Raw genomic sequence first — 14,746 nt, 5'->3', positions numbered from 1 at the left:
GAAATAGCCATGTTAGTTATTTCTAATCTATTTTATTATTTAAGGTCACATAAAAATAATTGCCATGCATCACTCAATTGAGCTTCATCTAGAGCTTTCTTGAGTTCATCAGACATAAAAATTGAGTGATTTAATTCTGGATCTTGCCATAAATCGACATCACATGCTAAAACTTCTTTCTCTACTGCTATCGCATAATCAGCATAATCAGCATGGTATAAGCTAAAAAGTTGGTAACCTTCATGCTTGGTATATGAACGTTTGTCCAACTCTTGTGTACAGTATTCTGGGCATAAATAGCTTTTTAGCTCAACAATATTGAAAAAATAGTAAGTCTGAGCATTTACAGGTTCATTTAATTGAATATCAAAAAATGACAATGGATAAAGTACACTTTCCCCTAAACGAAATTGTTTTAGTACATTTGCACATGCTTCAGTGACAATCACAAAGCCATCTTGGGTACGAAAAAAACTTGGTAATTTAACTGTTTTGCTAAAACCATGTGCATATAAAATAGTCGGCACATTGGCTAGGTCTAGCTTTTCAGCTTTATGGTATCTTTTAATTATTTCTATACTCTTTTGAGTCATTTCATTTTTTTTCTCTTTTTCCTCTGCCGATGCTCCCATTTTATTTAGTTTATTAAACTCAGGATAGTTAAATAAACCAGGGAAAGATAATTCAAATACTCGATAGTTTTCATCAAACATAATAGTGGTAGTCCATACTTTGTCAGACATAATTCTCTCTTTTAGGTTTTGGTAAGGTTAGAGCTGGAATAGTAGCATTGAGCCTATTTTTTATAAGTTAAACACTCTAGTTCTACGACAAAATTTGTCGTTTGAAAAATAAGCTATCAGCTCCGTTCGTTTTATATATTAATTACAAACAGACGTATTTTTAACAAAAAACTAAAATTACTTTACATAAGTTTCACAATTACTGCTTTTCATGAATTTATGTGCTCTTATCAAAATGACACCAAATGTGTCACTTCTTTGTGATAGTGACATGGGCTGTGTCGTTATATTTTCTCATCATGTGTCGCAAAGATTGCTAAGTTTTTGAGTTTAACAATTCAAAAATGATAGAGGATGTGTCGCCTAACGGACCGTCAGGCGACACATCAGTTGTCATTAATAAGAAATATAATACACCCAGTAAGTAATCTAGGTTTCTTACTGGGGACTTTAAAAATATATTATGGACTACCACCATTCTTCTAGAAAATATGGTCTTTTTTCAGATTTTCTAAAAAAAATTCTAAATGAAATACTTATAACAACTTTAAATCAAATTATTCATAAAAACTAAACCGTTCAGTCAAATATTAAATATGAAAATTCAAGTGAATTTTTGTTGATTAAATTTTAAAACATGGTTAGATTTTTCAAACTCATTGTTGATAAACAATGAATGGACAAATTTTAAGTATGCGTGGTTGAGTCAAATGAAAATTCAGGGACTGAAACAAATAAGCTTTGCTAGCTTTGTGACAGCAATAACATGTTTTAATTTAAGTCATGCGGATGATGCTTTCAGTCCTCAAAGCAAGTATTTGTTTGGTGACTGGAATGGAAAACGGACAGAGCTCGCCAGTCAGGGCGTAAATTTTGATGCCAATCTTTATGTCGATACCGACTATCTGGCAGATGGTGGCTATAAACCACGAGATGGTGCAACCTTCGCAAGTCAGCTCTGGTTAGGCAGTAGTCTGGATCTGGAAAAAATGTTGGGTTGGAATGGCGTTTCAGTTCGTGCCATTGTCACTGCTCGTCAGGGTCAAAGTACCAGTGTTGATAATATTTCGTATCCGGGTGCGCCACAAATGGCCAATACACAAGCCACTTGGGGTCGCGGCAATGTCGACTCTCGCTTAACTCAACTCTCGATTGAAAAGATTTTTACAGATACGGGTTGGAGTGTTCGCGTTGGTCGTATCGGTATGGGTTCATACTTTAATACGATGGGATGTGACTTCCAAAGTACCTCGTTTTGTACCGCACAAAACGGAAAATGGATGGGTAATGTCTGGTATAACGAACCCGTGGCGCAATGGGCGGGAATTGTAAAATATCGATTTACCCCTGAACTCTCTGCCCAAGTAGGTGTATTTGAGTTTAACCCGACCAATATCAAAGAGAATCAGGGTTGGAATTTAAAATCCGACCACATGGATGGTGTCACTGTCCCTGTTGAACTGCATTATCAACCTAAACAAGGGATTAACCATTTACCGGGTAGCTATCGTCTAGGTGTTTTTTATAACAATGCCGATAAAACCCAAAACAAAGATGTCATTACAGGTGAGCAGAAAGACCATGCTTATGCAGGTTGGTTTACCGCAGATCAACAATTCACTTCTGTGGATGGCGGCAAACGGGGTTTATACGGATTTACCAATATTTCCTTCCATGACACCACTGTGAATAAAATTGATAATACTCAACAAATCGGGATTCGTTATCTGGGCTTATTAGATGATCATCCCACTGATATGTTAGGCTTAGGTGTCAATCGCATTCATGTCAATGATCGTTATCGGGATGGTATCTACAACAAGAAAGCCTTAATTAATGAAGATGCTGAATACAATATTGAATTGAACTATTCGCACTATGTCACACCGTGGTTGATGTTACGCCCTGTGGTGCAATATGTCATTCAACCGGGTGCGACCGATCAAGTGGATAATGCACTGGTACTTGGTTTGACCACTAAAGTGATTTTCTAAATTTATTCTGTATTTAAAATGCCGTGATTCTAAGCTCACGGCATTTTTATTTTGAACATGCATGAATGGTCATTTTTCAACTTATCAGCAAAAAATAACATCGCCTTACTTTTTTATTTAATCCATCTCTGCCAAGATAAAAACACAATAAAACAATGCTAGAGAGGTAATGCCGATGATTTCAACAAACCTCCCCCTCACCGATATTCATCGACATCTGGATGGCAATATTCGCGCACAAACCATTTTAGATTTGGGACAGCAATATCATATTGCCCTACCCGCTCAAACGCTCGAAGAGTTACGTCCACACGTACAAGTCATGGATAATCAACCCGATTTACTCAGTTTCTTGGCAAAGCTGGACTGGGGTGTCAAGGTTTTGGCAAGTCTGGAGGCATGCCAACGGATCGCCTATGAAAATATTGAGGATGCCAAGCAACAAGGTCTAGACTATGTCGAATTACGTTTTTCTCCGGGTTATATGGGCATGACTCATCATCTGCCTTTAGCAGGTGTGGTTGAGGCGGTGATTGACGGCGTACAACAGGGTTGCCGTGATTTAGGGATTCAGGCAAATTTGATTGGTATTATGAGTCGCACTTTTGGACAAGCCGCTTGTCAGGCTGAACTCGATGCCTTACTCACCCATAAAACCCATATCACAGCTTTGGATTTGGCAGGTGATGAACTGGGATTTCCCGGAACGCTTTTTCTGGATCAATTTAAACAGGCTCGAAATGCAGGCTGGCATATTACCGTTCATGCAGGCGAAGCCGCAGGTCCAGAAAGTATCTGGCAAGCCATACAGGAACTTGGGGCAGAGCGTATCGGGCATGGTGTCAAAGCTATTCATGATCCAAAGCTGATGGATTATCTAGCTGAGCATCAGATCGGGATTGAATCGTGCATCACATCAAATGTACAAACCAGCACGGTCAGTTCAATTGAAAAACATCCCATCAAGGACTTTTTACAACATGGGATTTTGGCGACGATCAATACCGATGATCCTGCGGTAGAAGGCATTGAAATTCAGCATGAATATCAGGTTGCAGCACCACAAGCAGGTTTAACCGAAGATCAAATCCGAACTGCGCAGGAAAATGGTCTCAAAGTGGCTTTTTTATCTGAACAGGAAAAGCAATTATTAAAAAATCAGGCTTTGGCTCGTCAACATGAAGTCGCATAATTTTTAAAACGTACAAACCGTATCTTATAAATGGCTATGAAATGTAGCCATTTATTGAGATATATTCGTTGTCACTGAATTTTTCTGTTGCAAGTTAGCAATATGTGTACGATTGGTTTTCCATGAAGGCTCCAATATTTCTTTTTCGATCCGATATTTAATGCGTTTTTGTTTCATAGTTGGAATCACCTCCTGATTAAATTTTTTCACATGTGTGATCCAATCTTTACCCCGACAAACATGTTCAGGCATGACGGTTTTAAACTCGCTACGTGATGTAAATACAATGACTGAATGTAGATATTCAGGAGCAACCACATCTTCAAGAATTTGCTCCAATACTTTTAAATGCTTGAAGTTCTGATGAATTGGGTTTTGAAAACGATAACTTTTTTATAGATTTTTTGCGTCCATTGTTTTTGATTAATACTGCCAAAAATCCAGCCTGTATAATTTTTAGTTTCTATAATAAAAACGCCATATGGGCTAATCAAAATATGATCAATTTGTGTTGTTCCGTTTTGCTCATCGGGAATCGTGCAGTTATTCAGCATGATATATTCTTCGCCTAAATGTCGTTTCGCATGATCAATCACCATACTCTCACCCATTTTCCCTTTAAATGCAGGCGAAGATAGATAAGCAACAATCCCCATGATAACAATGAAAAAAACGATATATAAAAACATCTCATTATCCTTATTTTATAGAGGTGACAGTTTAGCTAATTCAAATATTATTCAATTCCAAACGCAGTAAAATTTCTTTTTTATCTAAACCGCCTGCAAACCCTACCAATGCTCCTCCCGCTCCAATTACACGATGACAAGGTGCGATAATTGAAATCGGATTTTTACCATTGGCAGCCCCTACAGCGCGAACTGCTTTTTCATTACCAAGTTGCTGGGCAATTTGTTTATAACTGCGAGTTTCCCCATAAGGAATCGTCAGTAAGGCACTCCAGACTTGTTTCTGAAAATCTGTTCCTTCAAAATCAAGTAGAATATCAAATACCTTGCGCTGACCTGAAAAATACTCGATTAATTGCTGTTGGGTATTCAATAAAATCGGATGGGATACATCTTCAATTAATTCAGCCAGACGTACTCTTTTTGGGTTTTCATTGTCCCAAAGAATAGCCACCAAAGCCTGCTCATTCGCCACTAATTTAAGCTGTCCCACAGGCGAAGCCATATAACAATAAGATAACTGCATACCAAATAACCTTAAGTAGGTGATGACAGTTTCATGAGCACGAGACCTGAGACGATTAAAATCGCAGCCATCATGCGCATTGCTCCCATAGGTTCATGCAAAATCAAAATACCCACGATAAAAGAACCAATGGCACCAATTCCTGTCCAGACTGTATAAGCCGTACCAAGCGGCAAGCTCCGCATTGAAATTGATAATAATATGACACTCAATACCATAAATACGATGGTAATGACACTTGGCAGCAAACGGGTAAAACCGTCTGACATTTTCATCGAATATGCCCAGATGACTTCAAAAAGTCCCGCCAAAATTAAGATTGCCCAAGCCATTTTATGCTCCATAATCAGGCGTCAGGTCGTCCTGACATTGTTTCCCTCATCTGGGGGAGGTCGTTCCTCCAAAACGATGATTATAGTCAATTTAATCGGGATGACCAATTTTGATTTTGAAACGTCATTGTTCACGCCAAATAATTTGATCCACTCGCATCAACTCACACGCCCCCGCACCCGTATCCTCACGTGATAAGGAACTTCGCCAACGCCAGCCATCGCTTGACTGAATTTCGATTAAAGCACCTTTGAGGAAAACTAAATCATCTTTTTTTAGCTGCTGTAATTGTTTGGCAATCTCTGGCGTTGCAGGAACCAGATGCATATTGGCACTGTGTGTCGAAATATCATTCAATGAAATTGGAGGAATTGAATCAATACGCCAATGGTACCAACGATTGCCTTGTGAAATATCAATCTGTTTATAAATACTGGGATTTGCCATTTCGCCCCATCCCACCGCAATATCCATCGGTGAAAATTGAGCCTCTCTCCCAGCGTGATAGTCCTCACGTGACAAAACCCTGAATGTTCCTTCATAAGGCTGTAATTGTTGAATATGAATGTTGTGATCTGAACTAAAGGTCTGAATATCGGGCGCTGGTTTTATCCATGTTGTCCAAGCGCCCCACGCGACCGCGATGATCAATAAAAAGTACATCCATTTACGCATTTGTGTACTCAATATTTTGATGGTTTCAGTGCGAGTTTATTTAAAATCAGAATATTAAACACTCGTAAAAAAATTAAAAATATCACCAACATGGCCATCATCAAATCAATACTTATGTTCTGTGTGAGTTGAAGTAGCACACCAGCCATCACCAACGTGATTGCAATTGTTACATCCATATTGCGCACTAAATGACTCCAGTGCAAAGGTCGATTTTTAATATAGTCTTTAGCAATCAAATAACGCGATAAAATAGTCGCTGTCAGGATCACCAATCCTTGCAACAGCACAAATCCCGCCAATGCAACCTGTGCATTAAAATAATCATATACAATGCCGATCATTAAAGCAGTGGCTGCGACCAGTTCAAACCACGCCAATGCCTGAATTAATCTATTTCGAAGCAAAGGCTCAATCACGATGGCATTATTGGCGACCAAATAAATCACGGCATCCATCAGGATCAACAAACTCATCGCCAAGAGACTAAACGAGGTCGCCAGAATTGCCATACACAAAGTGACCAGACACAAAATAATATAAATCGAAGATAGCCACGACAGGATTTGCGTGGTTTTGATCACGGGTTTTAAGGTGGTGGTGACAGGCACAAAATTAGATAGCGTTTGTTGATAATCCGCCTGTTTCACTTTGTTCTTTAATAAACTGGTCAATACCTCTACTTCACCATCATGGAAAATGGCCATATGTTGAGTTTGATGATCCATCTCAATATATTTGACCTGATGACATTGCACCAAAGCCTTGCGCAATTCACGTTCATGCGCCATATCCAGTTGGGGAATATAGTAATAACTCACCCATTCCGACTGAATATTGTCTTGTTCTGAAAAATCATATTCATCATCTGCAAGTAAATTGCCGTCTGTGTGTAACTCCCGTTGCGATTGAAAAAAAGCATTTGAAAGTAAAAAGCGTTGGTACTGTTGTTTTAGGCTCATTGACGCACCAGATTAGATGCAAAAAGAATGTCATCAGGTTAATTGTGATGACATTCTATACAGCTTTATTTTGACGAATCAATTAAAACTTGAAAGTAATCCCTGCACCATACAGCCAGCCCGATTCTGAACTGGTTGCAACTTGACGACTGGTTTCACGATCCCCTTTTTCATAACGATAGGCGACATCAATAAACGGCATTACTTTTTTGCTGATCTCATAACGGGTTTGAACGCCTGTTTGCAAAGAGCTTAAGCCTGTCTTCTTTGCATTATCAGATTCATCCCGAATTAAAACATCCGCTTTAAGATAAGGTTGAGTAATGAGCTTTTGCGTCAGCAAAATGTCGCGCTCAGTTTCCAGACTTAAGCTGACATGTTGATCTTGACCGACATAAATATAGGCATCAGTTTCAAAGAAATATGGGGCTAAACCATGTAGACCAAATGCTGCATCCACCGCTTCCTGACGATGTGCCTCAAAGGCTTCACTGCGATAACGCAAGCCGACTTGAGCATCCCAAAAATCAGCAATGTTTCGGCTATATAATGCCGAAATCGCATAATCAGCTTTCTCAGATTCTGACTTTTCACTGTGAGCTTTGATGAAAAGTTTATTTTGATCTGTGCCAATCCAGGTTTCCAGTTCAGTATTAAACTCGCCCTGCCCGTGTTTATCCAATCGCCATTGATTGTCCAGTTTCGTTGCCTGATAAATTTGTCCGCCATGTTCACGGCGATGATCATGATCTGAATGATCACCAGCAGAATTTGTGGAATTGATTTCATTATCTGAAGTTGCAATGTCTGTATCTATGCTGCTGTCAGACATTTGCATTTTAGAATGATCTTGAGCATCTGACATCGACATATCAGACATCATCATCTCATGCCCTTCATGAGCAAAAGCCCATGAACTTAACATCCATCCCCCCGAGAGCATCAACAAAGTCATCAATTTAGTGCTGCGCATGTTGACCTCCTTGAACAGGTTGAATGTTCTGCTGCTCAGATGAAACTGGCGGTAAGCCATCGTCATTAACTTTAGCCACAATCAGTTTATTCATCATCCCTGCGGACATGTGATACAACAGATGACAATGGATTGCCCATTCACCTAATTCATCTGCGGTCAAAAGTGCAGTCACGGTTTTACCGGGCGGTACAATCAGCGTATGTTTATTGGGAAGATTCTGTAAGGACTGACCATTTTCCAATTGCACAAACATGCCATGCAAATGCATCGGATGCGCCATCATGCTGTCATTGATAAATTTCAGACGAATACGCTCTCCATATTTGACCACTAAAGGTTTCGCTTCGTTATATTTTTGGCCGTTCATGGTCCAGATATAACGCTCCATATTGCCGCCTAAACGAATCACTAATTCTCTAGTGGGCTGACGAGTATCTGGCTGCGGAGTCAAGGATTGTAAATCCTGATATTGCAAGGCTTTCGAACCTACTGGCGTGGAAGCATTCGCCCAACCTTGCACTGTTTTTGCTGATTCAGTTTGAGTTGATGGATTCGAGATTTTATGCTGCATCATCTGCTCATGATTCATGTCACCATGTGCCATTTCAGGACTCATCTGCTGATGTGACATCGCCTCATGATGCATGTGTTCAGATGACATCACATGGTGATCCATATGGTCTGGCATGGATGAAGAAGATTCAACGCTATGTTGCAGCTCCTTCGGCATGTCCATCGACATAGAGGAATGTTCTGCATGCGTTGAATTTTCAGACATATCGCCATGCCCCATATCCTGCATGGTCAGTAATGCCCGAGGTCGCGCGATTGGAGTCATGATTTGTTGCGGTGCAGGCATCGCCACATTTTGCAAACTTGCTAGAGCAAATCCACTACGATCAATCGATTCAGCCTGTATTTGATAATGTGCAGCCTTGGGTTCAACGATAACGTCATACGTTTCCGCTGTACCAATCCGAAACTCATCCACCGTAACAGGTTTGACAGGTTGCCCATCAGCACTGACAACGGTCATTTTTAAGTTAGGAATACGCACATCAAAAAATGACATCGCTGAGGCATTAATGAAACGTAAACGAACTTTTTCACCCGAACTAAATGCACCACTCCAGTTCTGTTCAGGCGTTTTACCATTGACCAGAAAGGTATAACCTGTGACATCAGATAAATCCGTTTTCAACATCCGCATCTGATTCCACATTTTACGATCCTGCCAAGTGGCTTTCAGACCTTGCTGTTTCACCTGCTGAAAAACATCGCCTAATGTTTCACGTTGATTTTGATAATATTCCGCAGATTTCTTTAAATTTTTCATGAGCGTAGCACTCGATGATTCATGAAAATCTGACAGCATTACCACATAATCGCGTTCAGTCTGTTCCTGTACAATCAGTGCTTGTTTATGTTTTGGATAAACAATAAATGCGCCATATAAACCGTCCTGCTCTTGTCCACGACTATGCGCGTGATACCAATAGGTTCCGTTTTGGCGGATTTTAAAACGATATTCAAATGAACCGTTTGGTTTGATTCCCTGAAAGCCATTAAAGCCAGGAACACCATCCATAATCCCGGGGAGGAGCAAACCATGCCAATGAATCGAAGAATCCTGATTTTTTAAATTGTTATGCACATGTATAACGGCTTCGTCGCCTTCTTCAAATTCAAGTTTTGGTGCAGGAAACTGACCATTGACCGTAATCCGTTGAACAGCTTTTCCGGTGATATTGACCGTTTGTTCGGCAATATCCAAATGATATTCTTTGACCGCAGCCAGACTGAATGGCGAAATCGCCAGACACAGTCCTGCAAAAAGAGCAATTCTAAATAAAATAGACATCACTAACCTCAAAATTTAAAACGTAATATTTAGTTTGATTTTGAGATTAAGCTTTGGGTGGTCTTAAAATTTCCTGCCAGAAACCTGTAAAATGCTGAACGTTATAATCCGAAGGAGGCGTTGCCATTGCAGCAAACACAGTATGCTCTGGTAAGGTCGGAATCACATGCTCAACATAATTATTTAAATTTTGGCAATGTAACTGATGACAATCCTGACAAGAAACTGAGATGTTAGAAGAATGCAATTGCGGTTGTTGATCACAATGCATCTTGTCTTGCGGTGTATGCGCTAAATCGTGCTGCATTTTATTTGCATGTATGTGGGGATCATCACACGGCGATTTTTTTGATAGATGCTGTATCGGCTGAACAATACTTTGCATCATGCCTACATGCATATTTTTAACAGAAGCAACAGCCACACCACTCCAGCTCATCATAAACACCATGAGCAACACAAACCACGTCCGTCTGCGCTGAAGTTGATACAAGCTGAAAATCCTCTGAAATACACGCATCTTATGATACCTGTCATACAGCATAACCAAGTTTATCATTAGATACAAATCTGAATCATGTCATTTCAATACAGCGTGAAATTACTTTTCACTTATAAGCTGACAGCTAGTATATGTGGATAAAAATGAGGTAATTTTGATCTATATAATCCGCATATTTCAGGTCTTTATTTCTATTAACTTTCTATTTTTTAAACAGCGAATGTGACTTTTCTCACAGATTAAAAAACGTGCAAAATAAATAAGTTAAAATGCATAAAAAGAAATCAGATTGATTTATTTTTATGCCAATTTCATGGATTTTTTAAGCAATTGATATCATTTTGATTATTCTATCAGCAGTTTATCCACCCTGTTATCAACATAGTTATCCAGAGAGTTATAAACAAAGTTATCCACATGAGCATTCAATAAAGCAGCGCTTTAGTGAATGCGCAAGATAAATAAAGTAGCACTTTATTTGTGTCGCAAGATGAAATACAGCAACTCTTCATTGGAGGCATGAGATGAAATTAAACAGCGCCATATCTTGAGCAAAAGACCAACCGCTTTGCTGTCACTAAAAGAAAATATCTAATGCTTTATTTTTGGCTAAAGTGAATGGTTTTTTGTGCTTGAAAGGAAAAATCGAAAGCCAAAATTTAAGCACCACAGCAAAGAATGATGCAGTGCGAGAAAATATGATATTGAAAATAAAATTAAATCTGTTGTGCACCAACTTTAGCTAATTCAGCACGCATTTCATCAATGACCGCTTTATAGTCAGGTTTACCAAAAATGGCTGACCCTGCCACAAACATGTCCGCACCCGCTTCCGCAATTTCACGAATATTGGCTGGCCCAACTCCACCATCAACTTCCAAGCGAATATCACGACCACTGGCATCAATGATCTGACGTGCCTGACGTAATTTTTCCAAAGTCATTGGAATAAATTTTTGGCCACCAAATCCCGGATTCACACTCATGAGTAAAATTTGATCGACTTTGTCGAGTACATAATCCAGATAATGCAATGGCGTAGCTGGATTAAACACTAAACCAGCTTTAGCTCCGCCTGCCTTAATCAATTGTAATGAACGATCAATATGATCCGAAGCTTCTGGGTGAAAGGTAATAATATCTGCACCCGCTTCGATAAAATCACCAATCATGCGATCAACTGGCGACACCATAAGGTGCACATCAATTGGAGCTTTAATCCCGTAATTTTTAAGTGCCTTACATACCCCTGCACCAAAGGTCAAATTGGGCACATAATGGTTATCCATCACATCAAAATGCACTACATCTGCACCCGCCTGCAAAACTTTTTCTACGTCTTCACCCAAACGGGCAAAATCGGCTGAAAGAATAGAAGGTGCAATAAGATAGGGCTTGGACATGAGCGACCTGGCAAATCAAAAATAAAAATAGAGTATAACAAAAACAGTTTTACTATGGGGGGCTTAAAACCATAGATTAAATGCGTCTCAATTGCATAAATGCAACACGTTGTTCTTATTTATCCGGTTTTTTCTGTGACTAAACTTGTTAAGGTAATAGTCATATCAAAAGCTGTTAAAGGAGACCCATTATATGCAAAGTTCAACGTCTATTAGCACCACAGAAGCACGACGGATTGCCAAACGTCTACTGAATCACTGGAAACACAAATTTGAAGTTGCCGAATCGGAACAGGATTTTAAAATTTTTATGCCGAGCGCAACAGTCATTTTGATTCCGCAACTACAAAGCCTAGATGTCCAAATTCAGAGTGAAAATGAAGATACTGTGCGTTTAGAAGGTGTTGTTCTGGATCATTTAAATCGTATGGCTCAACAAGAGTTTCAGGCAGATTGGATACATTCATAACGTATTCATTTGTCTAAATCAAATAAAGCGCAGCCTTATCCAGTTTGCGCTTTAAGTGGTATATGGTGGCTTTAACTTATTGTTCGAGTTGCACTGCATGAAATTGCAAATGATCATCGATAAAACTCTGAATAAAATAATAACCGTGATCATATCCTGCATGTTGTCTTAGGCTCAGTTTTTGTCCAACTTTGTCACAGGCTTGTTGAAATAAATCTGGATTTAACTGCGCATAAAACTGATCATCCAAGCCTTGATCAATCAGGATTTCAGCAAATAATGCACCTTTATGCTGGATAAGTGCGGTCGCATCATGTTGTAACCAAACGCTTTGGTCATGACCTAAATAGTTTGAAAATGCCTTCTCTCCCCAAGGACATTGACTAGGTGCGCAAATTGGAGCAAATGCCGAAACTGATTTAAACTTTTCAGGGTATTTCAGTGCCAGCGTGAGCGCACCATGGCCGCCCATACTGTGACCAAAAATGCCGATCTGACCTTGGATGACAGGGAATTCTGTTTGAATGAGAGGATAAAGTTCTTCAACAATATAACTTTCCATTTGATAATGCGTAGCCCATGGTGCCTGAGTTGCATTAATATAGAACCCTGCTCCTAACCCCAAATCCCAACTATCGCCTTGTGCCACACCATCACCACGCGGTGAAGTGTCTGGCATAATGAGAATTAAATCCAGTTGAGCTGCCAAACGCTGTGCATGTGCTTTAATGGCAAAGGTTTCTTCAGTACATGTTAACCCTGCCAGATAAAACAAGGCTGAACACTGTTCGCCTTTCAATGCCGCTGGCGGTAAAAACACAGCAAATTTGCTTGTGCCCTTCAGTGCATCTGAATCACATTGATAAATGCGTTGTTCACCATCAAAGCAACGATTTTTTTGTAGCATTTCCATGTGTCTTTTCCTCGTGCTGAGTCATGGTCGTTTGGGGTAAATTTTGTTGAGGAAATAAATGTTGCTCTAATTGTGGCAACATAAGTTCCATATTTTTACCAATGACCCATTGCGGTTCCGATGGTTCAAAGCCTTGCGCCGATTCCCATTTGGCGACAGTGTCCTGAGCTTGCTTAAATGCATCTTTCATTGAGTGTTGTTCACGCATAGCCTGATCAAATAATGCACGTCCGAAATAGGTATAATCCGCCTCGTTAGTACAACCAAAAGATTGCCGATCTGAAGCGGAGGCCGTAATAATGAGCGTGTCAGGAGATTGCAATGCAGGAATAAAACTGCCTGAAAAACACGATGAAATCACAATCACTCGCCAGCGAATTCCTGATTTATCTAAGGTTTCACGTAACCATTTTGGATCAACCTGATGTAAATCCAGCGGCGCATTTTCCATTTCAAATTCATTCGGCGCGCCATGTGATGTCATATATAAAAACAATACATCACTTTCTTTATTCATTTGCTGCCCAATACGGCGTAAAGCAGTGGCAATACTGGTTTGTGAGGCGATTGGCACTTGAGTACGCGTATTCGGATTATTAATGAGCATCATAGAACGGCCAAAAGTGCCAAAACGTGTATCAAACTGCTCTTTTATCCGCATAATTTCAGATTTGAAAACATCCTGATAACTCGCACCTGCCACGCCAAGAAAATACCAGTGGCTTTGGGCAAATTCGCCATATTGAATCTGTTCAAGAGACTTATTTAACAACTGACTTTGCGCGTAAAAAGCGTCTTCTGCAAAGGTAGGCGCAACATCTTCCACTTTCCAGATCGGTTGACTGCGCACCGACCCTTGCCACACCACCAATGTCACCAGTGTAGCAATCATGATCAGGGCACGTTCCCACCACGGCCATTTCAGCTCACGAGAAAACACCCAAACCACGGCCAGACTTTGCCAGACAAATAACACCATAAACAAGGTAGGCAAATAATCGTAGCTAAAGTAAGGTAGATAATCCAGTTGTCCTAAAAACTGAATAAAGCTTTGTAATAAAGCAATATTGGTATCCAGTACCAGCCATAAAATAGCAGGTACTAACATTAATCGTGCGTTATTGGTACGTTGCGATAAAAAAATTCCAACGATCAGTGCCAAAAAAGGCCAGAGTGCATAACTGACCAACCCCTGAGAATTAAATTCACCATTCTGCCCTGCAACCAACCAGCTAAATAAAGTATTGGCAGCACCGCCTAGTACTCCCCAGACCAATAACTGAAAGATTGAGGGATGAACAATTTGCAAGCAACGTCGTGACCCTAGAAATAACCACATACCCGCAATTTGGTTACTTTTGAAATCATGCCAAAAATTGATGGAGGGCTTCAGGTCAATCATAAAAAATTATTCAGGAGTGAGAATGCATAATCAGTGTATGCTTGTGTGAAATTATATCAATAATGCTTTTATCTATATAACAAATATTTGCTGTTGATTGAAGTGA

Annotated in this window: 14 protein-coding genes and 1 pseudogene; 3 read left to right on the top strand and 12 right to left on the bottom strand. The window is 39.8% G+C overall.

Translation table 11 applies throughout. The features are described 5' to 3' along the window. Positions 1 to 35: 35 nt before the first annotated feature. Positions 36 to 743: a hypothetical protein gene (locus E0D95_RS13930; protein WP_004987426.1), complete on the bottom strand. Its 708-nt coding sequence runs from the start codon at positions 741 to 743 to the stop codon at positions 36 to 38. Positions 744 to 1,453: 710 nt separating this feature from the next. Between E0D95_RS13930 and E0D95_RS13925 the strand changes: the two genes are divergently transcribed. Together E0D95_RS13925 and add are read left to right on the top strand one after the other, a co-directional pair. Beyond that, positions 1,454 to 2,737 (top strand): carbohydrate porin, encoded by a 1,284-nt coding sequence (locus E0D95_RS13925; protein ID WP_004987427.1) that lies wholly within the window; start codon positions 1,454 to 1,456, stop codon positions 2,735 to 2,737. Positions 2,738 to 2,912: 175 nt separating this feature from the next. Continuing rightward, positions 2,913 to 3,929, top strand: a complete 1,017-nt coding sequence (gene add, locus E0D95_RS13920; protein ID WP_004987428.1) for an adenosine deaminase — start codon at positions 2,913 to 2,915, stop codon at positions 3,927 to 3,929. A gap of 51 nt (positions 3,930 to 3,980) precedes the next feature. Here the strand turns inward: add and E0D95_RS13915 are convergent. The 9 genes and pseudogenes from E0D95_RS13915 to rpe all read right to left on the bottom strand — a co-directional run bounded on the left by E0D95_RS13915 (position 3,981) and on the right by rpe (position 11,856). Then, positions 3,981 to 4,618 (bottom strand): annotated as a pseudogene (locus tag E0D95_RS13915) (nuclease-related domain-containing protein). A 40-nt stretch (positions 4,619 to 4,658) separates the two neighbouring features. Beyond that, the gene (locus E0D95_RS13910; protein WP_004987431.1) at positions 4,659 to 5,144 is read right to left on the bottom strand and encodes a methylated-DNA--[protein]-cysteine S-methyltransferase; all 486 of its coding nucleotides are present in this window, start codon (positions 5,142 to 5,144) and stop codon (positions 4,659 to 4,661) included. Between the two features lie 11 nt (positions 5,145 to 5,155). Continuing rightward, complete coding sequence (locus tag E0D95_RS13905; RefSeq protein WP_004987432.1) at positions 5,156 to 5,476, bottom strand: DMT family transporter; 321 nt, start codon at positions 5,474 to 5,476, stop codon at positions 5,156 to 5,158. Positions 5,477 to 5,600: 124 nt separating this feature from the next. Continuing rightward, positions 5,601 to 6,152: a hypothetical protein gene (locus tag E0D95_RS13900; protein ID WP_004987433.1), complete on the bottom strand. Its 552-nt coding sequence runs from the start codon at positions 6,150 to 6,152 to the stop codon at positions 5,601 to 5,603. Between the two features lie 8 nt (positions 6,153 to 6,160). Beyond that, complete coding sequence (locus E0D95_RS13895) at positions 6,161 to 7,114, bottom strand: cation diffusion facilitator family transporter (protein WP_004987436.1); 954 nt, start codon at positions 7,112 to 7,114, stop codon at positions 6,161 to 6,163. 82 nt (positions 7,115 to 7,196) lie between these two features. Further along, positions 7,197 to 8,087, bottom strand: coding sequence for a copper resistance protein B (locus E0D95_RS13890; protein ID WP_130804578.1), 891 nt, complete (start codon positions 8,085 to 8,087; stop codon positions 7,197 to 7,199). Continuing rightward, positions 8,074 to 9,951: a copper resistance system multicopper oxidase gene (locus E0D95_RS13885; RefSeq protein WP_130804576.1), complete on the bottom strand. Its 1,878-nt coding sequence runs from the start codon at positions 9,949 to 9,951 to the stop codon at positions 8,074 to 8,076. The genes E0D95_RS13890 and E0D95_RS13885 overlap by 14 nt, the downstream gene beginning before the upstream one ends. Before the next feature lie 46 nt (positions 9,952 to 9,997). After that, positions 9,998 to 10,444: a hypothetical protein gene (locus E0D95_RS13880; protein WP_130804574.1), complete on the bottom strand. Its 447-nt coding sequence runs from the start codon at positions 10,442 to 10,444 to the stop codon at positions 9,998 to 10,000. Between the two features lie 725 nt (positions 10,445 to 11,169). Beyond that, complete coding sequence (gene rpe / locus E0D95_RS13875; protein ID WP_130804572.1) at positions 11,170 to 11,856, bottom strand: ribulose-phosphate 3-epimerase; 687 nt, start codon at positions 11,854 to 11,856, stop codon at positions 11,170 to 11,172. A 193-nt stretch (positions 11,857 to 12,049) separates the two neighbouring features. On the opposite strand from rpe, the gene E0D95_RS13870 reads away from it, so the two are divergent. Further along, positions 12,050 to 12,325, top strand: coding sequence for a DUF2218 domain-containing protein (locus E0D95_RS13870; RefSeq protein ID WP_130804570.1), 276 nt, complete (start codon positions 12,050 to 12,052; stop codon positions 12,323 to 12,325). A 76-nt stretch (positions 12,326 to 12,401) separates the two neighbouring features. Here the strand turns inward: E0D95_RS13870 and fghA are convergent, their stop codons facing one another. Then, a complete protein-coding gene (gene fghA / locus E0D95_RS13865; RefSeq protein WP_130804568.1) occupies positions 12,402 to 13,238 on the bottom strand; it encodes an S-formylglutathione hydrolase in 837 nt (278 codons plus the stop codon). Beyond that, complete coding sequence (locus E0D95_RS13860; protein ID WP_130804566.1) at positions 13,207 to 14,640, bottom strand: C13 family peptidase; 1,434 nt, start codon at positions 14,638 to 14,640, stop codon at positions 13,207 to 13,209. Before E0D95_RS13860 ends, fghA begins: the two co-directional genes overlap by 32 nt. Positions 14,641 to 14,746: the final 106 nt, after the last annotated feature.

The organism is Acinetobacter ihumii (assembly GCF_900625095.1).
Taxonomy (GTDB): Bacteria; Pseudomonadota; Gammaproteobacteria; order Pseudomonadales; family Moraxellaceae; genus Acinetobacter; species Acinetobacter ihumii.
This window is presented reverse-complemented; position numbering and strand designations above follow the sequence as displayed.